The following is a 20952-nucleotide window of genomic DNA, read 5'->3' as shown; positions in this document are numbered from 1 at the left end:
TTTAGTGGATGAAATAGGGTAAATTAAAACTCGTTATTCATACGAGACAACAAATTGAGCAGTACGATTCGTTCCTCACTGCTCATTTTAGCGGTGAGATCTGTAGTGAGTTGTAGATGTAATGCATCATGTTCGAGGAACAAAGTTTGGCCCTTTTCGGTTAACTCCACCAGAATCGAACGACGATCGGTTTCATGGGGACGACGTACAACCCACTCAGCTTCTACCATTTTGTCGATTTGGACCGTTAGTGTGCCTGTTGTGACACCAATTTTATCCGCCAGTTCTTTCATCCTCATAGCGCCGTGCACGCCGAGTAACTCAATGGTGTGCACCTGCGATAGGCTAAAACCTTTGTCACGCACAATGGCGTGTTCCCAAGACGACAGCTTTTCGTAAAATTCAATAATCACATGATTTAATGCATGATCTGTTGAATGAGCGGCCGTTGAATTCAGGTTTGATGAATGATGATGTTCAACAGTCATTTAGGCTTCCTTAGCCATACACTCGCGCTGATGGCAAGTATGGAGTTCAATAGTGATATGGGCCAATTCAGGAAATTGTGACAGTAACTGGTTAAAATAACTGACATCTTTCGGTGAATGGGACACGATAGACACCATAATAGCATGGTGATCGGCACTCACTCGCCAAAGATGTAAATCGGCCACTTGATGATCCGGTACGGCCTCAAGGGTTTCCACGACCTTACGCTGCAATGACGCTTTAACACCACCGTCAAGTAAGATAGGACTCGTTTGCTGAATGAGTCCCCATGACCAACGGCTAATAATCACAGCACCCACTATACCCATAACCGGATCGAGCCAAGTCAGTCCCATGTATTTACCAAACAACAAGGCCGCAATGGCGAGCACTGACGTTAACGCATCGGCTAATACGTGAAAATAGGCGGCGCGTAGGTTGTGATCATGACCACCGTGTGCCTTCTGATGCTCATGCTCATGCTCATGCTCATGCTCAGCAGCATGGTGCTCCTGTTTATGATGGCAATGGCTATGATCTTGATGACTTTCATCGTGTGCATGTGAGTCATCATGTGAATGTGGACCCGCACCATGTGAATGAGCCGTATGGACGTGATCGTCATGGGAGGAGTGTGCTTCGCAGCTGTGATGAGCATGCTCGTCTTCATGATCATCTTGATGTCCATGATCGTGACTATGACCATGAGTGTGCCCATGGTCGTGGGTATGGTGATCTTTGAGTAAAAATACACTCAGCACATTCACGCTCAAACCTATGACAGCCACAAATATGGCTTCGTTAAAATGGATTTGCTCAGGGTTAATCAGTCGCATTCCCGATTCAATCAACATCACCAGTGCCACAAGTCCTAGCGCTATTGCGCTGGTATAACCGCCAAGCACACTCACTTTGCCAGTACCGAAAGCAAATGCAGGATCGTTAGCGTGTTTACGGGCATACGAATAGGCGAATAACGTGATCATAAAGGCCGCGGCATGGGTTCCCATGTGCCAACCGTCGGCGAGCAGTGCCATAGAACCGTAGATGGTTCCGGCAGCAATTTCAGCCACCATAGTGATCACGGTTAAATACAGTACATAGCGAGTGTTCTTCTCGCCATCGCGGTTCTGACTGGAAAACTCATGGGCGTGCTGCCACTGGGCGAGTGAGTGCCCTTGGCGGCTTCCCGTAGTAGCTTGATGCCCTATCGCTTGCTCGGCTGTCATTGATTTCATTGTATGGCCCCTGTTCCATTTCTATCGCTATTAATGGTGAAAAACTCGTCGCTTGAATTATAGTTTGAAAATCAAAATATATGAATATCGAATTAACTATTTATCAAGATATACTGTTTTCAAACTTTTAAACGTGTATTTGAATCCCCATAATGCATCTGCCCTCCTGCCATCAGTCGAGACACTGATATGTGAATTAAGATAGGCAGCTAGACTAGGCAAAGGATATCAGGCAAGGTTTAATGGATTAGCGCTTGATTTATGAGTAAAAACAGCTCACATAGCAGAGTTAGATTGGCTTTATTACAGCCTTATGCAGTTATAGACAGACACAGCGGTGGCTTTTCAGTGCAAGTTGAAATCCAAGTTTTAAGGTTTTTATCTAGGCTATTTCGTATATTTTTCGCATGATATGAGTCATAAAAGAGTCACAGCAAAGAATTGAAATAGCTGCGAACTTAACAAAATAAGTCATTGAAAAGTGTAATTAACCCTTATTATTCAGATTGATAAAGATTATTTGAATAAAAAATCGATTTTTTATTGAATAATTTAACCCTTTTTTACCTCTGCTGCGTTTATAGGGAGCAGAACACAGACAAATTTATCGACATCAATTCAGTTCGGATAGGAGAAATAAAATGAAATTGAAGACCTTATTTAGCGTTAGCGCTGTTCCCCTTGCATTTGCACTATTGTCATTCAATGCCGCGGCGGTGAGCCCACCACATCCAACAGGGTTAAATGCGCCTATGATCAGTATTCAACGTTTCGATCCAAAAGATTACAGCGCACAGGAAGCAACTAAGATGTTCCCTGCTCCGGCAGCAGGTATGGTGCAGCACATTTTAAGCTTACCTAAATTAGAAAACGAAGATGACTACATGGTCGAAATCCAAATTGGTCAGACTCAAATGGTTGATTGCAATAAGCATGGATTAAGCGGGGAATTGAAGGAACTGACAGTGCAAGGTTGGGGTTATAACTACTATCAAGTGGATGAAATCGCTGAAGGCCCGAGCACTATGATGGCCTGTTTCGAATTGGCGAAGAAAGAAGCTTTTGTACGTATTCCGGGTGAACTAAAAATGCGCTACGACAGTCGCTTGCCTAAGGTGTTTTATCTACCAGAAGGCGCTGAACTGCGTTTCAGAACTTGGAAAGTAGATTCAACCTATCAATATTCCAAGTAAATAGCCGAATTTAACTCTTGCATCATCAATCAAATGCGCTTCGAGTCTTTGCTGATTAATAAAAGCAAAGACTCGAAGCGCATTAACTAGAATCGTTTAATTCTAACGACTTGCATAATTTCTATTTCAAAACCTGCCACAGTTTCTGTCTCTGGGTAATAGATGACATTGATCTTTTGCCCTTGCAGATTACGATACTTTTTGACCCGTCTAAATTTAAACGGCACGTCACAATCTTCAATCATAACAGTATGCTGTATCCACTCCGCCTTTTCCCTTTGCATATGCGAAACCACAGTCACACCTTCAGAGTGAACCAAATGTTCATGGGTGGCTAACATCTTTTTTACGGCCTTATTCATGTTCAACTCTTTTATCATCTAGTTGCGACAACAGTGACTCAACTTTCTGTTTAATTTCAGCATATCTCAATTTTTCACAGCGGCCGAAACCACTCAACTTACGCACTTGAAAACGACTCACCAAAGGAACTGACATACCAGCGAGGCAACGACAATAGGTATCGATTGACAATGCACCAATGCCTTTAGCCGTTAAATGATGTTTCAACTCACGCAAATCAGCCAATATCTGCTGTTCTGTCGGCCAAGTAGGTTCCGTCGAATAACTCAACTTAGCGAAATGACCGCGGCAGACACTGCAATGACCGCAGACCGCCGGTGCCTCATTATCATCAAAATAACGCGATAAATTGTGGCTTAAGCACGTCTCAAGCTCAAAAAAGCGGACTAACTGCGCTATTCGCGCAATTTCTTTCTGCTCTTTATCAATAAAATAATGGTACAGCTCATCGATGAGTTCCGGACGCGCTAATGCGGCAACATCCACCCGATACACATCGGTAATTCGTTTGGTTTCTAATTCAATCAACTGATGTTCAGCTAAATATTCCAGCGCGGCCAATACACGACTGCGTTCATGGCCCGTCGCACTGTACAAGGCATCAAAATCTAACGCGCCCCATATTTTCTTCATCTGCGTATGATTAAAAATTTGCGTCAAAAAGGCCTGCCGCTCTGGATTAAAGCGGCTCAGAATGACATGTTTATCCATTAAAAATTTGTAATTAACATCGGCGTAGTAAGCAAATAACGGCTTAACCACACCTAGAATTTCTAGCTGCACAAGTAACGTTTTTAACGGCAACTGGCGAATATTACTCGCCGTCGACACGCCATTAAGCTGACATTCCCACTGATCAGAATCTTGTTCAAGTCGAATTGCTTCAATGACTTGCGCTATACCTTCTCGCTCAGGCGTATCGCCATACACAAAATTTTCAACGGTATTGAGTCCGTCAAGATTGGCTAAAGTCACACAATGGGATAACGCACCATCACGCCCTGCTCTGCCGATTTCTTGACTGTAGTTTTCAATGGATTTAGGCAAATCATAGTGGATCACAAAACGGATATTACTCTTATCTATTCCCATACCAAAGGCGATGGTAGCAACCACCACTTGCAGCTTATTCTGCATAAAATCATTTTGAATTTGTTGACGTTTTTCATCTTCAAATCCAGCATGATAGGCACTGGCAACTATGCCTTGTTGACTCAAGAGTCGTGCGACTGTTTCGGCGGTTTGCTGTAATGTCACATACACAATACCAGCACCTGAGAATGATGTTATCTGGTTAACCAGTAAGGCATTTTTCTCTTGAGTCGACACGGGCAGAACTGTCAAATCTAAATTGGGTCGATAAAATCCCGTTTGTACTATGTGTTCAGGCGCGATATCGAAACGCTTGGCCATATCCAGTTTCACTTTACGTGTCGCGGTGGCCGTCAGTAACAGTACCAGCGGGATCTCAAGCTCGCGCCGATAATCGGGTAATTTAAGATAATCAGGCCGAAAATTGTGACCCCATTCTGAAATACAATGCGCCTCATCGACGACCAGCATAGACAGCGGAACAGATTGAATAAACTGCCTAAAGCGTTCATTTTTGAAACGTTCCACCGAGACCATTAAAATTTTCAATTTGCCAGAGCGCGCATCTGTCATCACTTGCTGACTCTGCTCAGCGCTTAAGGTTGAATCTATGCTGGCCGCATGAATTCCCTTAGATTGCAAAAATTCCAGCTGATCTTTCATCAAGGCGAGTAAAGGCGAAATCACTAAACTCAAATGGGGTAACTGCAATGCTGTAAATTGATAACAAAGGGATTTACCAGAACCTGTCGGGAAAATCGCTAAACTCGACTTCCCTGCTAAAAGTTGTGTTATCGTTTGCGCTTGACCAGGACGAAATTCAGAAAACCCGAAATCCTGCTGCAATAAACTAACGTATGGATTGGTTTCCGGAATGGGATTGAACATCAACCGTCCTTTACACTTATCCTTACCACCCACAAAATTCGGGCATACCGCAAGAAAAAGATTCAGCATTAAGTGAGTCGACTAGTCTAGCAAATTTTGACGTACTTTACGGAGTTAATTAGCAACAACTGAGTTTTCAAGCCAACTTAACTGCTCATCAGGAGCGTAATTATAGGTGAAGATTTTGTTGCAAAACTATGATTAATATATAATTAATTTACTTTTTTAGTCAGCAATTAAATATGAAAATAAAACCGATTTGTAAAAATTCGATCCGATATCTCCTATGAAAAAACAAGACGTCAGATGAATCTCAGCAAAAAATACATCTCCGATAAATTGAGCATTTAAGGTTTTCTAGCAAGATATAGATTGATCAGCGACGTCAGTTTGTCCTGAAATCTTTCTTCAAAACCATCAATGTCACGCCCTATAGAAACTAAATATTTAGTTGCCTGCTCACGCGAAAGCAGCTTATTTGCAAGACTATATTGCATCTCTTCTAAGGTTTTATCATATCTTGGGATCAATACCCAAGTGCCGACATCGACGTCAAAATGTTGCATCGCTTTCTGGGCTAAAGCACAAAAAGCCTCAATATGATCTACGCCATCAGGTCCGAGACAGCCAGGTTCAATTCGGCATAAAACCGCAATTTTCCTATCGTTTGCAATACTTAAACTCATCTCTAATGCCCCGCCTTATCTAGTCGTAAAAATAAGATCTTAACAGTAATTTTACGTGTCTGCACAGATAAGTCACGGCTAACTTACCTTTATTAGATAATCCATTTTAGGCAATAGAACAACTTTAAAATCATATTCTTCAAAACATAGATCCGCGGTTATTTTGTTCTATTCATCAATAATGTCACCTACAACATCCTCATCAGTATGTTGTAAAACATTAAGCGAAATATTTTCATTATGCTCTGACAATAGGGTATCAATGGCTTGGTCAAAACTGTCTAACTTTTGAGTTTCCATATAACGTTTTAACCTCAAAATAATATCCCTGCTCAGCTCAATATGAGACTTTTTTTGCCGTTTTTTTATTTGAGATAATTCTTTGCGAACCATACGCCAGCCAAAATCAGTAAAATACTGATTGAGCATTTTGTTTACATTAGTAAGCTCGTTGTCGATCCGCTGTGCCTTTTTGCGTAATCGGACCAATTCATTTAGTTGTGTCACCAACTTAGTATAGAAAACCGTTTGTAACTCAGCGTCACAAAACCAATCCGGTTTAGATGCCACAGCTTCAGGATTGATAAGGCGATAAATTAAGGGTAAGGCAAAAATTAATTCTGCTTCCTCAAGCAATAATAATTTTCTTCCTGCTGTAGGTTTGTCTTGTTGATATATCCAAGCTTGCGGTTCCATAAATAAGTTTCTTTAGTTAAGCATGCGTTTAATGCGGATGAAATAAATGGGACCACATGCTAGTACAAATCGATAAGTATTAATATATGGTTCAACCATTTTATTGACTGGGAATCGATCCCTTATGCGTCATTTTGCCTTTGGCAGAAATAGCTCAACTCATAACAGGCTAATAACCCGATAAGCGGTTGTCGTTATTAGCTTAAATTTCACCCAACACGCAAGTCTAGTTTAGCGGCATTCCATTCAAGAAAACCAATAAAATGGTTAAACCATTCTTTAAAATTATGCATCTTTGACTAACTAAGTTCGAAACCACTGCATAGAGAAAGTACGAATTTCATACTATTATTGCCTTTAATTTTATATCCGCTTAATTAATCGCCATTGTTAGAATAGGTTTATCTTGGCTATTTTTTAAACTAAAAAAACCAACTAAATGCTATTTAATGCGCCCTATTCCGATAACAGAAGTTTATTTGAACAAATAAGCACTCTACCAGTGATAATGACGATTATCACTGGTAGATGTAGGCGTGATTTGCGTATAATTACGCCTTCTTAATTCGATATCAGGTGACTTCAACGGCATGTCTAAAATGATCCGGACAAATAATAACGCTCAAAATAACACCAATGTATCGAATGAAAGAGTGACTGGATCAGAACATCACAATAATAACCATGCTGAACAGCCACGTTTTTTTGAAGAGACTTTCCTGCCACAATCTGTTCGAAGTGATTATTTAAGTGCTGCCGAAGAAACTGAATATGAAATTTCAGCCAACACCCGCCGTGTTTATAATACGAGCTTTAGTCTATTTAGCCGTTATTGTGCCGAACACCAACTGCAGGCCCTGCCCGCAGATCCAAGAAGCGTAATTTCATTTATTGGTCATCAGAAAGAATTGATCCAAGAGAGTACTGGAGTACAACTTTCTAAACAGACATTAACGACTCGACTCGCGGCGATTCGCTACCATCATATTCAAGCAGGATTCCACTCGCCTACCGAGCACCCTCTGGTGATCAGAGTGATGCGTGGCTTGAGCAGAAATCAATCTCGCCATGTGAGTGATTATGATCAACAACCGATTATGTATGATGAAGTGGAAATGCTCATTCAAGCTATCGATGAACAAGTGCAGCCATTAACCCGAGCAAGAGACAAAGCCATTATTCAGTTAGGATTACAAGGTGGGTTTCGCCGTTCTGAACTTGCAGATATAAAAGTTCAATATGTCAGTTTTTTACGCAATAAGCTAAAAGTTCGCCTACCTTATTCGAAGAGTAATCAGCAAGGCCAACGGGAATGGAAAGACCTGCCGGATCATGAACCTTTTGCAGCACTCAACGCGGTAAAAAATTGGTTATCACTAGCCAATATAGAGGATGGACATTTATTTAGATCGCTTTCCCGTGATGGGAAATATTTACGCCCTTATCAAATAGTAGAACATCACTCTGAAGCTAATTCAAGTTTACATAAAAATAGTGGTTTTCTCACGGGAGATGATATTTATCGCATCATTAAAAAATATTGCACAAAAGCGGGCCTACCTGCAAAATTTTATGGTGCCCACAGTCTGCGTAGTGGTTGTGTCACTCAACTCCATGAAAATGATAAAGATCATTTATACATTATGGCCAGAACTGGCCATACCGATCCGCGCTCACTTCGCCATTATTTAAAACCAAGAGACTAAAACACAAAAGACTAAACTAGATCATGACTCGATAAGAATCAGTTAGTCTTTTACCTAAAATAAAATAGCAATTTTAACGTTAAATATAAATCTATCATGTTTATGAAAAAAATGATATTCAGTAATTATATTAAAATTATTTCCAATTTTTAATTTGAAAAATAATTAAAGCAATAACTTCACATTATATATTTTTATCTGTGACACAAGATTTGACATCATAGCAGAATAAAAATCCTAATTGAGGTACTTTGACCTCAGCAGCTTAGACCATAGCGACCATAGCAAACTGCTGGTTAACATTTTTATAGCATATCGGGTTTATTGCTCACTGCAGTATTATTGTAATATAAAATCATCTTTATTGTCATATTGATACTTTAGCCTTAGTCACGAAATTTAATCCATCGTACTAGCCGGAGTAATATATGAGTAAGGCCACCTTTGATCCTACACTTTATAATAAAAGTAATAACGAGCCATTTAACCAAGTGTTGGATAAACATTTATCTCGCCGTAACTTCGTAAAAAGTGGTTTAGGCCTCAGTGCTATGACTGCTTTTGCCAGTGTAGGTTTAACTGCTTGCGGATCAGATGACACACCCGTTACAAAACCTGTTGATCCAGTGACACCTTTGCCAACGACAAAAAGTACCGCCAAGCTAAACTTTACGTCAGTTGCGGGTTCTCGTTTAGATGCCGTCGTTGTGCCAGAAGGCTATACAGCGCAGGTACTTGCACCATGGGGCACACCATTAAATGCAAAAGCAGCACCATGGAAAAGTGATGGTAGTAACACTGCCGATGACCAAGCGAACTCAGTCGGTATGCACCACGATGGCATGCATTTCTTTCCATTAAATGATACGGGTAATGACGGTTTACTTTGCATTAACCATGAATATATTGATGAAGTTGCATTACATCCTGCAGGACAAACTTTTGATCCTACTTCAGGTTTGCGCACAATTATCGATGAGGTACGTAAAGAAATCAACGCCCATGGCGTATCGGTTGTACGTATAAAACTGGTTAGTAATCAATGGGAAGTGGTTAGTAATGATAACCATAACCGCCGATTCACCGGTGCGACTGTAATGGATATTAGCGGTCCTCTCGCCTACTCTTCTCTACTCGAAACCCGCTATTCTCCCGACGGGAGTCAGGCTCGCGGTACATTAAATAACTGCGGCAATGGTTACACACCTTGGGGCACTTATTTGACCTGTGAAGAAAACTGGCCAGGCTATTTCGCAAACCGTGGTACGTTAACTGCCGAGCAAAATCGCATTGGGATCAGCAAAACCAGCACACGTTATGGCTGGGATGATCTTGCAGGTCATGATGAGGAACGTCTCGATGAATTCGCACGTTTTGATGTCACCCCAAAAGGTGCAAGTGCTCAAGATGACTATCGTAATGAAGCGAATGGTCACGGTTATATTGTTGAAATTGACCCTTTCAATCCAACATCACGCGCAGTAAAGCGTACCGCGCTTGGTCGTTTCCGCCATGAAGGATGTACCTTTGGCAAGTTAACCGAAGGTAAGCCAGTAGTGTTCTATTCTGGCCACGATTCACAATTCGAATACCTCTATAAATTTGTCTCGGCCGCGGCGTGGGATGCAAAAGATGCTGACAGCAGCAATCGCATACAAACTGGCGATAAGTATATGAATGAAGGTACTTTATATGCAGCTAAGTTTAATGCAAATGGTGGTGGTGTTTGGTTGCCTTTAACCTTAGATAGCCAGACTACGGACGGAAAAACCCTAGGCAATACTTTCGCTAGCTTAGCCGAGATTATTTTGAACACCGCGGGCGCAGCGGATCTTGTTGGTGCAACACCTATGGATCGCCCTGAATGGTGTGCTGTCGATCCTTTCACAGGTTCAATTTATTTGACCCTGACCAACAACTCAAAACGAACTGAAACCAATCCAGCGAACCCAAGATTGAAAAACCACTTTGGCCATATTATTCGTTGGGATGAAAGTGACAAAGATACTGAATTTACATGGGATATCTTCGTATTCGGATCACCAAGTGATGGTAACGCAGAGACAAACTTATCAGGCTTAACGGATCTTAACCAATTTGCCAGCCCAGACGGTTTGGCCTTCGATCAACGCGGTATTTTGTGGGTTCAAACCGACAATGGAGCCAAGGAGGTCGCAGAAGAAACCAACGATCAGATGCTAGCAATAGTGCCTTCAACGCTTGTTGATGGCCAAGAGAAACAGCTAGGCGTAACGGCTGATAACCAAATGGAATTAAAGCGTTTCTTCGTTGGACCAAACGACTGTGAGGTTACGGGTTTTGCTATTAGCCCTGATTACACTTCTGTTTTTGCTAACATTCAGCATCCCGGTAATTGGCCTTATTCGTCCAATGCCGCTGAAAAAACGCCTGCGGGCACGACATTACGCCCTCGCGCCGCTACGGTCGTTATCCGTAAGTTAGATGGTAAAGAAGTCGCGGTATAAACAATTATGCTTGTGCAAGGTATCTTCTTAATATGAAGTTCCTATAAGTTAATTGCTACACATAACAAATCCCCTCACTGTAGGGGATTTGTTATTTAAGAAGATAGTTAACTAGCCTTTTTCATAATAGATTAAATCCAACATCTATTAACTCTTACTACGACTTGCTTGTTCAAAGGCCAGTTCAAAAGCATCGGTAAAATCTGTAATTGGCAGAAGGTCCTCACGGCAACGGCGATTGCGGCCAAGTAAGGAAGATTCAACAAACAAATCAAACCAAGTACTTAAGGCTTTGCCATTAGCCGCTTCGCCAATCGCTCCTAAAGCCAATGATGCCACCTCGGCGGTGCCAAGTTGAAAATCATGACTACCTTTACGCAATGCATAGGTCGCGAGCGTGTCGGGATCGAAGGAAAGCAACGGCAGTGAGTGTAAGTAAGGACTCTTACGGAACATTTTAATCGCTTCACGCCAACTGCCATCGAGCATGATTAGCAGCGGCCGTTTACCTTCGGCCAATGTCGACATCGGCACTTGGTTCAGTACGGTTTGCCCTTGCTCTGCATATTGGGCAGGAAACACTAAATAGGGTTGATATTGCGGCGAATTCAGCAAGGCAAGCAACTCAGCTTCAGGTTCTGTACGTGACCAAATATAGGCGTGGGTATCAGGAATAAGGTCTGCTATGAGTCGTCCACTATTAGTCGGCTTTAACACCTCATCGTTATACATAATCAGCAGGAAACTGGCGTGAGTATCTAACTGACGGCGTAGCGCACAGGTACAGAACTGCTCACCTAAGAGGCATAATGGACAGCGGATCAGTTTTTTACCGCGGGCACCAAAGGGTTTAGTCGAAATAGACTTACGGTACTGATATAAATGGTGTACTGCATGGGGGGCTAAAGCCATAAAAACCAATTCTCTATCAAACTTATTAAGGATCGCGACCACATCAGTTAGCACTTTTTTATCGCGGTGGCGCAGTTTATCCCTTGGCCATCAATGGTGCAATCGCGTAATACATTATCGTGATAAAAGGCCGGTGTCAGTGGTTGTGGTTTCATCTGCAGCCTAACGTCAGCGAGATAATTTAAGAGCACAGAGCAACCATCTCTTAAAACATCTGTAATGTATTAATCTGTGTTGCCACTTAGTATGCAACACTAAACCGACCAAATTAACGTTTAAATTACTTATTGGGAGAGTATTGAAACTAAATATCAGTAATGACTTAACTTAGTGTGGAATTGCCCTAATATCATGCGAAAATCTACTCTACAAATACAGTCTCAATGAAAGGTCAATTATGCACCCAAAAGCCCCGATCGCTTCTATACCGTTATTAAGCGGCGTACTGCTCACTGCTACGCTATTTTCTAATGTCACTACGGCCCAAACGCTTAATACCAAAGACATCCAGTCAATTGTAGATTCCGCAGTTAAACCACTGATGGCCGAGTATGCTATTCCCGGTGCAGTAATTGGCATCACCATAGAAGGTAAACAGTATTTTTACCAATATGGCGTCAGTTCTAAAACCTCTGGGCAAAGTGTGACTGAAGATACCCTGTTCGAGATTGGCTCTATCAGTAAAACCTTTACCGCAACACTGGCTAACTATGCACAGGGCGAAGGTAAATTAACACTCACGGACATGGCCAGTGATTATGTTCCAGCATTAAAAGGCAGCCATTTTGATAAGATTAGTCTCATCAATTTAGCCACCCACACAGCGGGGGATTTGCCGATGCAAGTTCCTGATAAGGTCACTAATAACGCAGAGTTAATGGATTACCTTAAGCATTGGCAACCATCATTTGCCGCGGGGACCCACAGAAATTACGCCAATCCGAGTATTGGGCTGCTTGGCATGATTGCCGCGCAGAGTTTAGGGCAAACGTTTCCACAAGTACTTGAGCAAACACTATTTCCACAATTGGGCATGACAAGCAGCTACATTAACGTTCCGAGCAGTAAAATGGCAGATTATGCCCAAGGCTACGATAAGCAAGACATGCCAGTGCGAGTCAATCCTGGGGTATTAGCCGATGAAGCTTATGGCGTTAAAACCTCAGCCAAGGATTTACTGCAATTTGTTGAGGCCAATATGCATATACATTCGTTACCCAAACCACTGCAAACGGCTATTGATGAAACTCATACTGGATACTTTGATGTGGGCATGATGACCCAAGATATGATTTGGGAGCATTACTCATATCCTATTGATCTTGATAAAATACTTAAGGGTCACACTCAGAAAGTCGTATTTGGCAGTACGCCCGTTAAACCCATAGTGCCGCCCCTCGCGCCGCAGCAAAATGTGTGGATTAATAAAACCGGCTCAACCGGCGGTTTTGCCGCTTATGCAGCATTTATTCCCGCGCAAAAGCTTGGCATAGTATTGTTAAGCAATAAAAATTATCCCGTACCGCCTCGGGTGACTGTGGGGTATCAGATTTTAACGGGCATAGAGAAATTACAAAAATAGCATCTTGCTAGTCGCGACTATTAATGGAGATAAGGAGATAGGCCGATTCGCAATCTCCTTTCTTATTTGTTCCTTTTAGCGTGATTTTTTTAGGGTGGCTTGTATTAAGCACCTTATCCACTTACTTACCTCCAATCTCTTAATAGCCAATATTTTTAAGCAAACTCCCATGTAAGAAAATAGGCAGTGAAGGGTTAATCTGAGTATTAATTCATTTGCAACTCATCGACCTAGTTAACAGACAAATAACCTATCGTAAGTTTAGCTTTACAGCTTAAAATCAGGATAAAAACTTATGCATCGCATTAAAAATTATTTCGTTAAATCAATATGATTGACACTTGAAGTTACGCTTTTAGGGAGTAAGATGCGCGCAAATACCTTAAGTGACCTTTTTCGGAAATATCATGTCAGGCACGCCACATTCTCCTATTCATCACGATGTCGCTCCAGCGGCGAGTCAGTCTAGCCTACTGTTAATGATTGTCTTTATGGTCGCCTGTGGCCAAATGGCGCAGACGATTTTTGTACCTGCCCTTCCACAAATCGCACTCGGGCTCCATGTGGACGCCAGCCAACTACAAGCCGTGATGGCCTGTTACTTACTCTCCTACGGGATGTTTCAATTTGTGTATGGCCCAGTGTCAGATCGCGTTGGCCGCAAAATGCCACTCATCGTGGGTATCGCAATTTTCATTCTAGGCGCTGTATTCGCGGCGAAGGCCACAAGCTTTAACCAACTAATTATGGCAAGCCTTATCCAAGGATTAGGCACAGCCAGCGCAGGCGCATTGTGCCGTAGCATTCCCCGCGATCATTACTTTGGCGACCGACTGGTAAAATTTAATAGCTATGTCTCTATGGCTGTAGTGTTTTTGCCTTTGCTTGCACCATTTATCGGCAGCGCCACTGCGGCCTATTTTGGCTGGCAAGCCGTATACTGGGTATTAGCGGGATTCGGTGTCGCGGTCTGGCTGTTGTTAATATTCCTCTTTAAAGAGTCTTTACCTAAGGCTCAACGGGAACATCAAGCCGTTTTCAAATCCTATAAGCATGTCCTGCGCCATAGAGCGTTTCGCGCTTATTTATTTTCATTGATCGCCACCTTTGCCGGTATTGCGGCGTTTGAAGCCATTGCTGGCGTACTCTATGGCCAATATCTCGGACTGACGCCTTTTATGGTCAGTTGCTATTTTGTTGCGCCAATTCCTGGCTACTTACTGGGGGCTCTCATCGCGGGCCGACAGAATAAGCCACAAAGGGTTGTTTACCAAGGTGTTGCGTTACTCGGTGCTGGCGCATTATTTATGTTGATCCCAGGTCTTTTTAATTTAGTAGTTGGCTGGAGTTTACTTATTGGATCAATTTTATTCTTCAGTGGCGCAGGCATGCTGTTCCCTACCCTAACATCTGCTGCGTTAGAGCCATTTCCACGTCAGGCGGGGATTGCGGGCGCATTACTGGGGGGATTACAAAATTTTGGTGCTGGACTCGCCGCATTAACTATGTCTTTAGTGCCTATGGGCGGCCAGTTGAGCATAGGTTTATTAAGTGCTGTAATGGTGGTTTTAGTGATTCTGTCTCTTTATTACGCCAAAGATCAAAATGATACTCACCAGAATTTAATGCCACAGATTTAATGGATATGATTTGAAGCGACAATTCTTGGTTTAAGCCAAATCTATTACCATCAGTCAATAAAAAGCCCACATTGTTGTGGGCTTTTTAAATCGATAAGACACTGTAATAAATCAAAAATACCGATTAATTTATAGCTTCGATAGCTTTAATCGTTACAGAATGCGACGCAGTAAAAAATCAGCTTTAAGGCGACGAATTCTAGTCATGATCTTCTTCACTGGCGCAGGATAGCTCTGTAAGGTGTCGACTTGGCTGTAGTGATATAACCGCTGTGTGTGTTCCAGAATATGTGCCTGCTCGGCTTCAAACTGGGCTTTCCAGCAGCCAATTTCATCTTGGATCAACAAACCATTCTCAAGATCCAGCGCCCAAGCTCTTGGATTCAGATTAGAACCTGTGATCAAATGCTTATTACCGTCGGCACTGATGCCTTTGAGGTGATAACTGTTGATGCCGTGTTTCCACAGATGGATATTCAACTGACCATTATCAATCGCCCACTGTTGGCGTTTAGCGAACTTACGCAATGATTGCTCATACATATAGGGCAAGGCACCTATGGTCGAGAAATCCTGCTCAGGCGGAATATAAAAATCGTTAGCCGTCTTGTCGCCCACAACGATATCGATGCGTTTGCCATTGCGTAAATGCTTCGCTAAAGCGCGCACTAAAATGTACGGCGGATTAAAATAGGGCGTGCAAATAAACAGCGAGTCTTTTGACTCTTCCACCAAGGCGACAACCACTTTATTGAGCAAGTTTTTCTTACGTCCTAGCCCAAGTAACGGCGTGATGCGATTGCCATCACGGGTCTCCTTAAACTGATACTCAGCGTCAGACAGTCTCAGCTTAAAGCTACGCATGTCCGTCTTTGGTGGTAGCACTTCTTGCTCAGCATCTTGCGTTAATGAACACACAGCTGGATCAGAAATGATATTTTTCTGGATCATCGCGCGCATACTGCGCGCTAATTCGGCTGACTCAATCAAGTGATAACGATCGAAGCGGTACTTATCGTGTTGTTGCAAATAGATATTATTGAGACTGGCACCGCTATAAATCACGGCATCATCGATAATAAATCCCTTAAGATGCAACACACCCATAAATTCACGGGATTTGACGGGTACACCTAAGATATCGATGGGATGTTCGGCTTCAGCCATAACTCTACGGTACATCAAATAGTTGCCGCTATCACCTTTATGGCCAATCAAGCCACGTCTCGCACGGTGAAAATCGACTAACACTTTGATATCAAGCGTTGAATTTGCTGCTTTGGCATCCATGAGGGCTTGTAATATCTCACGACCCGCTTCGTCATCTTCTAAATACAGCGCCGCAATATAAATACTGTGCTTGGCGCTCGCAATACGAGCGAGTAATTCTGCCTTGAAACGGCATGGCGTGAGCAACCACGTTAAAGCCTCGGGTTGAACGGCTATTCCACCAAGCTTATCTAGCAAGGCATCCTCCTTTAAACATGCTGACCACCCCGATAGGAAGCACTAGGGTTCAGTGATAAAAACATCACAGCAATATGTGTTAACTCTGGATAGGCCTCTGTCACTGCCAACCTGATCGTTTGTTCTACTTTAAGATGTATATCAGGGTCCTTAGGGAACCAGAGTAACTCAACTTGGACAAAGCGTTGATCAATTTTTCCATTTCGAAAACTGATGCTTGGGATCCAATCTAATGTGAAACTCTCTGCATTACCTTTACATATATCCGCCAATGACTGCAGTAATGTTTGGCTGAACGCTGCAACGACCGCTTGTGGTAAGCCGCGCATACTAATATGTGGCATGGTTTAGTTGTTACCTAAGAACCTAAAATCGTAAGGGGTAGAAATTACCGACTTCACCTCGTCTCGGCAAGACTTTTCTCCCAAAAGTCTTGTTAAACCTAACGGTTTTGCTGGTAATTTGACCTCACGCGATTTTATTCCACTTTAGTGCACCGATTTGCCTAAAAATCTTCTTCATTTATCCTTGCTTGAAATCGCATTTTACAGTGAGTATTCTCGGCATTATTTGCCCGTCCACACAATATTTCTCCCTAAATAGGGTGATTCTTAACGCTACAAATCAGTCCAAATTTCACTGAACTGCGCCCAAAATGTCTGCCAAATCACAGAATAATCTTCAAACCCATTTCATTCACCCCGAATCTACTGATTTAGCGTAAACTAAACCGCCTATTTGCGATTAGACCATACGATACAAGATTAAGACTATGAACAAAAAAATTCTGCTGACGTTAGCACTGACATTGCTGTTTGCTTGGGGTATTTTCCATTTTAAAACCCAGTTAGGGTTACTCATCCTGCCTTTGTTTATTGGGCTGGTATTGTTTGTTACCCTACGTTTATATCGCTTGATGGAAAAGGATGACGGCAGCAGTGAGGATTAACCGCACACAATACCAACCTAATCTTAATGATATTTTGATAAAAATGGCCAATAGCTAACATGGAAACGTTACTGAAAACCACTCTATATGCCTGCCTGCTCCTAGCCGCAAGTCATAATATGGCCTATGCAGAGCAACATGATTCTAGGCCGATAAGTGCCCAAACCACTTCGCTTAGCCAAGCAATCAGCAAGATCAGCCCTCGACATTCACAAATCGCCTTACTGGCAATGGATATGTCGAACAATCAAGTGATCTATAGCCAACAAGCTGAGACCTTGTTTATTCCAGCCAGTACCCAAAAGCTGCTCACGGCAGTCAGTGCTATGGCTCAGCTTGGACCTGATTTTCGTTATGTCACACAATTATGGACAGATGCACCGATACGCAAAGGCCATATCGCAGGCAGTGCTTATCTGCGTTTTAGTGGCGATCCCACGCTGACTCAAGCCGATCTCAAGGCCATTTTTGCCAATCTCGTAAAACAAGGCATTAATCGTATTGACGGACATCTGTATTTGCTCGGCGATAAACAGGAACAATTGCAAGCTCCTGGTTGGGTATGGGATGACTTAGGTATTTGTTTTGCCGCGCCTGTATCTAGCTATATTATCAATCAAAACTGTGTCTATGGTCAGTTTAGCCCCAGCTCTACCAGCAAACCTTCACAGGTAAGTCTGCGTGCAGGAAGTTATGGGGTCAAAATCAGCAGCGATGCGGTGTTTGATCAAAAGGCGAGCCGCGAATTTTGCCAACTTGATATGGTCAGATTAGGTCAAAATAACTACCATTTACGCGGCTGTTACCCTGGCGGTGAGGCGATACCACTGGCGATTGCGGTCAGCGATCCGTTCAAATTTGCCCAAGATAACCTCACCTCCCTACTTAAAGGCGAGATGTCTCTTGCGGGTAAAGTACAACTCGGCACTAGCTTACCCCAAAAGGCAAAACTAATTGCCAGCCATAGCTCGGCGCCCTTACCTGAGCTGCTCGAGACTATGCTGCTCAAGTCAGATAATTTGATTGCCGATAGCCTTTTTAAGCAACTTGGTAAAAGTTATTTTAAGACCCAAGGCAGCTTTACCAATGGTGCCGCTGCCATGCAGCAAATTTTAACGAATTTAGGCATAGATTTGAGTAACGCCAATATTGTGGATGGTTCAGGATTGTCACGCTATAACTTACTCAATGCCAAGCAGTTAGCCGCGGTGTTGGCGCTAATCCACCAAGATAGCCGCTTTAGTCCGTTAATCACGAGTCTGCCACAGGCAGGGATCAGCGGCACCTTAAGATATCGTATGGGCTACAACAAGCCGCCGCTTAAACAGCAAATTTTTGCTAAAACAGGCTCGATGCAAGGCGTTTCTAACTTAGCGGGCTTTATCCGTTTGCCCCAGCATAACGATACCTTGTTTGTAATCCTTGAGAATGGCATGAGTCCTGAATTGAAAAATCAACATAAACCCTCATTCAATGCCGAGTTTCTTAAACAATTGATTTCAGTGCTGCAACCGTCATCAACCACTGCGACTGTGAATACTGCGGCTCACTAGAGTCATTAATTAACTGCTACAGAGTAAAAAACTTGCACAAAAAAGCACTGAGTCATCAGTGCTTTTTCAGTTTTTATCTAAACGAATATACCGAAGCCTTGTTAAAACAACTCCGCAGGCATCGCCATAGTCGTCGCATCACCAGCTCTGACTTGAGCGATATGGTAATCCGCTTTTGGCAATAACTTATCAAAATAGAACTTAGCCAAATAGACTTTCTGCTCGGCAAAAGCTTTATCTTCATGATCCGCGACCTTATCAACCATAGCCAACCAGTAGAAACCATACAGGGTGTAACCAAAGGCATCTAAAAAGTCGACCGCACACGCATTAATAAGTGCAGGCTGAGCCACTTTGCGATCATTAACTGACTCGGCAACGATGACCAAGGCATCTAAACGTGCACATACTGCCGCCACTTTCACCGCATCAACGTGAGTAAATGCGCGCATTTGTGCCTTCAAGTCAGCCACAAATTCATTTAATGCGGCTAAGTTATCGCCAGTGACTTTACGACCGAGGAAATCGATGGCTTGAATGCCATTGGTGCCTTCATAAATCTGAGCGATACGGGTATCACGAACTAATTGCTCAATACCTGTTTCACGAATATAACCATGTCCACCAAAGACTTGTTGCGCCATGATAGTCGCATCTAGACCCCGATCGGTTAAAAATGCTTTCGCAACTGGCGTTAATAAACCCACATAACGCGCCGCTTTGGCCTTAACCTCATCTTGGGCATATTTTGCTAAATCCAGCTGTTGTCCTGTAAATACAGACAAAGCACGTCCCGCTTCTGTCATCGCACGAATGGTCAACAACATACGGCGCACATCGCCATGGACAATAATGGGATCAGAATCACTGCCCGTCGGTGAGCCGCCAGCGGCGATGCCTTGATTACGCTCTTTAGCATAATCGGCCGCCATCTGGTACGCCGCCTGCGCACTGCCAAGCCCTTGAATACCAATCGCTAAACGCTCATAGTTCATCATAGTGAACATGCATACGAGGCCACGATTAGGCTCACCAATCAAGAAACCTTGGGCATTATCAAAGTTCATCACACAGGTCGCAGAACCTTTAAGGCCCATCTTATGCTCGATAGACCCCACTGATACACCATTGGCATTGGCTAAGCTGCCATCGGCATTCACCGATATCTTAGGTACCAGAAAGAGTGAAATCCCTTTACTATCCGGCAGCTTAGCAAGCACTAAGTGGATGACGTTTTCAGTTAAATCATGATCGCCACCTGTAATAAAAATCTTGCTGCCCGTGATGGCATAACTACCATCATCCTGCGGCAAAGCTCGAGTGCGAATATTACGCAGATCAGAACCCGCTTGCGGCTCCGTCATATCCATAGCACCCGCCCATTCGCCGGAATATAACTTAGGCAAATAAGCTTGTTTCAATTCTTCGCTGCCGTGGGCATTGATACATAAAGCCGCCCCCGCGGTTAACGAGCCATAAAGTGTAAACGCATTACAAGCACTGTAAGCCATTTCGTCGACTAAGATCCCCAGCATCTTCGGCATCCCCATGCCACCAAATTCAGGATCGCCACACAAACCAATCCAACCGCCCTGGGAATACTGCTCATAAACGGCTTTGTAGCCATCAGGGGTAATCACTTGATTGTCTTGATGCAACACGCCCTGCTCATCGCCCGTCCGGTTCAGCGGATGGATCAACTCACTGCTGATCTTGGCTGCTTCTTCCAAAATGGCATTAGCAGTGTCGATATCGACCATTTCTGCAATCTCAGGCAATTGTGCCCAAGTGTTTGGAGCATCAAATACCTGTTCCAGTAGGAAACGCATATCCGTCAACGGGGCTTGGTAAGGATTCATTGGTAGACTCTTAAACGTAGGATTAAAACAGTTGTTTTAATTTATACCAGTTCACTGTAGAAAACAATCTCATTACAAATACAGCTGTGAATAATATGGAGGTACGTGAGCAAAGTATAAATTCAACCCATAAAAAAAACCTTAAGCCTGAAC

At 43.0% G+C, this 20952-nt stretch carries 17 protein-coding genes; 7 read left to right on the top strand and 10 right to left on the bottom strand.

The window, feature by feature from the left end; genetic code table 11:
- Nucleotides 1–23: 23 nt before the first annotated feature.
- Together L5L97_RS05640 and L5L97_RS05635 are read right to left on the bottom strand one after the other, a co-directional pair.
- Nucleotides 24–488 (bottom strand): MarR family winged helix-turn-helix transcriptional regulator, encoded by a 465-nt coding sequence (locus L5L97_RS05640; protein WP_263181385.1) that lies wholly within the window; start codon nucleotides 486–488, stop codon nucleotides 24–26.
- Entirely contained in the window at nucleotides 489–1727 is a 1239-nt protein-coding gene (locus L5L97_RS05635) for a cation diffusion facilitator family transporter (RefSeq protein ID WP_263181384.1), read from the bottom strand.
- A 641-nt stretch (nucleotides 1728–2368) separates the two neighbouring features.
- Here L5L97_RS05635 and eco point away from each other — a divergent pair.
- Nucleotides 2369–2920, top strand: coding sequence for a serine protease inhibitor ecotin (gene eco, locus L5L97_RS05630; protein ID WP_113940406.1), 552 nt, complete (start codon nucleotides 2369–2371; stop codon nucleotides 2918–2920).
- 86 nt (nucleotides 2921–3006) lie between these two features.
- Here the strand turns inward: eco and L5L97_RS05625 are convergent, their stop codons facing one another.
- The 4 genes from L5L97_RS05625 to L5L97_RS05610 all read right to left on the bottom strand — a co-directional run bounded on the left by L5L97_RS05625 (nucleotide 3007) and on the right by L5L97_RS05610 (nucleotide 6645).
- Nucleotides 3007–3282: a hypothetical protein gene (locus L5L97_RS05625; protein WP_028759892.1), complete on the bottom strand. Its 276-nt coding sequence runs from the start codon at nucleotides 3280–3282 to the stop codon at nucleotides 3007–3009.
- The gene (locus tag L5L97_RS05620; RefSeq protein ID WP_263181382.1) at nucleotides 3275–5263 is read right to left on the bottom strand and encodes an ATP-dependent DNA helicase RecQ; all 1989 of its coding nucleotides are present in this window, start codon (nucleotides 5261–5263) and stop codon (nucleotides 3275–3277) included. Before L5L97_RS05620 ends, L5L97_RS05625 begins: the two co-directional genes overlap by 8 nt.
- A gap of 347 nt (nucleotides 5264–5610) precedes the next feature.
- Nucleotides 5611–5949 carry a hypothetical protein gene (locus L5L97_RS05615; RefSeq protein WP_105252539.1) on the bottom strand — a complete coding sequence of 113 codons (339 nt, stop codon included), beginning with the start codon at nucleotides 5947–5949 and terminating at the stop codon, nucleotides 5611–5613.
- Between the two features lie 168 nt (nucleotides 5950–6117).
- Nucleotides 6118–6645: a hypothetical protein gene (locus L5L97_RS05610; RefSeq protein WP_263181381.1), complete on the bottom strand. Its 528-nt coding sequence runs from the start codon at nucleotides 6643–6645 to the stop codon at nucleotides 6118–6120.
- A gap of 590 nt (nucleotides 6646–7235) precedes the next feature.
- Between L5L97_RS05610 and L5L97_RS05605 the strand changes: the two genes are divergently transcribed.
- A complete protein-coding gene (locus L5L97_RS05605) occupies nucleotides 7236–8351 on the top strand; it encodes a tyrosine-type recombinase/integrase (RefSeq protein WP_263178336.1) in 1116 nt (371 codons plus the stop codon).
- A 428-nt stretch (nucleotides 8352–8779) separates the two neighbouring features.
- Nucleotides 8780–10837, top strand: coding sequence for a PhoX family protein (locus tag L5L97_RS05600; protein ID WP_263181380.1), 2058 nt, complete (start codon nucleotides 8780–8782; stop codon nucleotides 10835–10837).
- A gap of 147 nt (nucleotides 10838–10984) precedes the next feature.
- On the opposite strand, the gene L5L97_RS05595 is transcribed toward L5L97_RS05600, so the two are convergent.
- On the bottom strand, nucleotides 10985–11749 hold the full coding sequence (locus L5L97_RS05595; RefSeq protein ID WP_131524052.1) for a tRNA-uridine aminocarboxypropyltransferase: 765 nt from the start codon (nucleotides 11747–11749) through the stop codon (nucleotides 10985–10987).
- Between the two features lie 397 nt (nucleotides 11750–12146).
- On the opposite strand from L5L97_RS05595, the gene ampC reads away from it, so the two are divergent.
- Nucleotides 12147–13331, top strand: a complete 1185-nt coding sequence (ampC, locus tag L5L97_RS05590; protein ID WP_263181379.1) for a class C beta-lactamase — start codon at nucleotides 12147–12149, stop codon at nucleotides 13329–13331.
- Between the two features lie 407 nt (nucleotides 13332–13738).
- On the top strand, nucleotides 13739–14971 hold the full coding sequence (gene emrD / locus L5L97_RS05585; protein ID WP_131524054.1) for a multidrug efflux MFS transporter EmrD: 1233 nt from the start codon (nucleotides 13739–13741) through the stop codon (nucleotides 14969–14971).
- A gap of 153 nt (nucleotides 14972–15124) precedes the next feature.
- On the opposite strand, the gene pssA is transcribed toward emrD, so the two are convergent.
- Both pssA and L5L97_RS05575 read right to left on the bottom strand, forming a co-directional pair.
- Nucleotides 15125–16438: a CDP-diacylglycerol--serine O-phosphatidyltransferase gene (pssA, locus tag L5L97_RS05580; RefSeq protein WP_131524055.1), complete on the bottom strand. Its 1314-nt coding sequence runs from the start codon at nucleotides 16436–16438 to the stop codon at nucleotides 15125–15127.
- 11 nt (nucleotides 16439–16449) lie between these two features.
- Nucleotides 16450–16782 carry a DUF1904 domain-containing protein gene (locus L5L97_RS05575; protein ID WP_028759882.1) on the bottom strand — a complete coding sequence of 111 codons (333 nt, stop codon included), beginning with the start codon at nucleotides 16780–16782 and terminating at the stop codon, nucleotides 16450–16452.
- Nucleotides 16783–17210: 428 nt separating this feature from the next.
- Between L5L97_RS05575 and L5L97_RS05570 the strand changes: the two genes are divergently transcribed.
- Together L5L97_RS05570 and dacB are read left to right on the top strand one after the other, a co-directional pair.
- Complete coding sequence (locus L5L97_RS05570; protein WP_006081710.1) at nucleotides 17211–17387, top strand: hypothetical protein; 177 nt, start codon at nucleotides 17211–17213, stop codon at nucleotides 17385–17387.
- A 59-nt stretch (nucleotides 17388–17446) separates the two neighbouring features.
- Complete coding sequence (dacB, locus tag L5L97_RS05565; RefSeq protein WP_263181376.1) at nucleotides 17447–18940, top strand: D-alanyl-D-alanine carboxypeptidase/D-alanyl-D-alanine-endopeptidase; 1494 nt, start codon at nucleotides 17447–17449, stop codon at nucleotides 18938–18940.
- A gap of 101 nt (nucleotides 18941–19041) precedes the next feature.
- Here dacB and L5L97_RS05560 read toward each other — a convergent pair whose 3' ends face one another.
- A complete protein-coding gene (locus L5L97_RS05560) occupies nucleotides 19042–20799 on the bottom strand; it encodes an acyl-CoA dehydrogenase family protein (RefSeq protein ID WP_263181375.1) in 1758 nt (585 codons plus the stop codon).
- Nucleotides 20800–20952: the final 153 nt, after the last annotated feature.

This window comes from Shewanella sp. SM71, from assembly GCF_025653905.1.
GTDB classification, from domain to species: domain Bacteria; phylum Pseudomonadota; class Gammaproteobacteria; order Enterobacterales; family Shewanellaceae; genus Shewanella; species Shewanella oncorhynchi.
Note: the sequence above shows the minus strand (reverse complement) of the source record. Positions and strands in the feature narration are given on the sequence as shown.

Bases quoted from the DNA above. Each gene is read 5' to 3' on its own strand.
- L5L97_RS05560 (WP_263181375.1), bottom strand. From the start codon at position 20,799: ATGAATCCTTACCAAGCCCCGTTGACGGATATGCGTTTCCTACTGGAA.
- L5L97_RS05600 (WP_263181380.1), top strand. From the start codon at position 8,780: ATGAGTAAGGCCACCTTTGATCCTACACTTTATAATAAAAGTAATAAC.
- L5L97_RS05635 (WP_263181384.1), bottom strand. From the start codon at position 1,727: ATGAAATCAATGACAGCCGAGCAAGCGATAGGGCATCAAGCTACTACG.
- L5L97_RS05640 (WP_263181385.1), bottom strand. From the start codon at position 488: ATGACTGTTGAACATCATCATTCATCAAACCTGAATTCAACGGCCGCT.
- L5L97_RS05610 (WP_263181381.1), bottom strand. From the start codon at position 6,645: ATGGAACCGCAAGCTTGGATATATCAACAAGACAAACCTACAGCAGGA.
- L5L97_RS05605 (WP_263178336.1), top strand. From the start codon at position 7,236: ATGTCTAAAATGATCCGGACAAATAATAACGCTCAAAATAACACCAAT.
- L5L97_RS05625 (WP_028759892.1), bottom strand. From the start codon at position 3,282: ATGAATAAGGCCGTAAAAAAGATGTTAGCCACCCATGAACATTTGGTT.
- L5L97_RS05615 (WP_105252539.1), bottom strand. From the start codon at position 5,949: ATGAGTTTAAGTATTGCAAACGATAGGAAAATTGCGGTTTTATGCCGA.
- L5L97_RS05575 (WP_028759882.1), bottom strand. From the start codon at position 16,782: ATGCCACATATTAGTATGCGCGGCTTACCACAAGCGGTCGTTGCAGCG.
- ampC (WP_263181379.1), top strand. From the start codon at position 12,147: ATGCACCCAAAAGCCCCGATCGCTTCTATACCGTTATTAAGCGGCGTA.
- emrD (WP_131524054.1), top strand. From the start codon at position 13,739: ATGTCAGGCACGCCACATTCTCCTATTCATCACGATGTCGCTCCAGCG.
- L5L97_RS05620 (WP_263181382.1), bottom strand. From the start codon at position 5,263: ATGTTCAATCCCATTCCGGAAACCAATCCATACGTTAGTTTATTGCAG.
- L5L97_RS05570 (WP_006081710.1), top strand. From the start codon at position 17,211: ATGAACAAAAAAATTCTGCTGACGTTAGCACTGACATTGCTGTTTGCT.
- L5L97_RS05595 (WP_131524052.1), bottom strand. From the start codon at position 11,749: ATGGCTTTAGCCCCCCATGCAGTACACCATTTATATCAGTACCGTAAG.
- dacB (WP_263181376.1), top strand. From the start codon at position 17,447: ATGGAAACGTTACTGAAAACCACTCTATATGCCTGCCTGCTCCTAGCC.
- eco (WP_113940406.1), top strand. From the start codon at position 2,369: ATGAAATTGAAGACCTTATTTAGCGTTAGCGCTGTTCCCCTTGCATTT.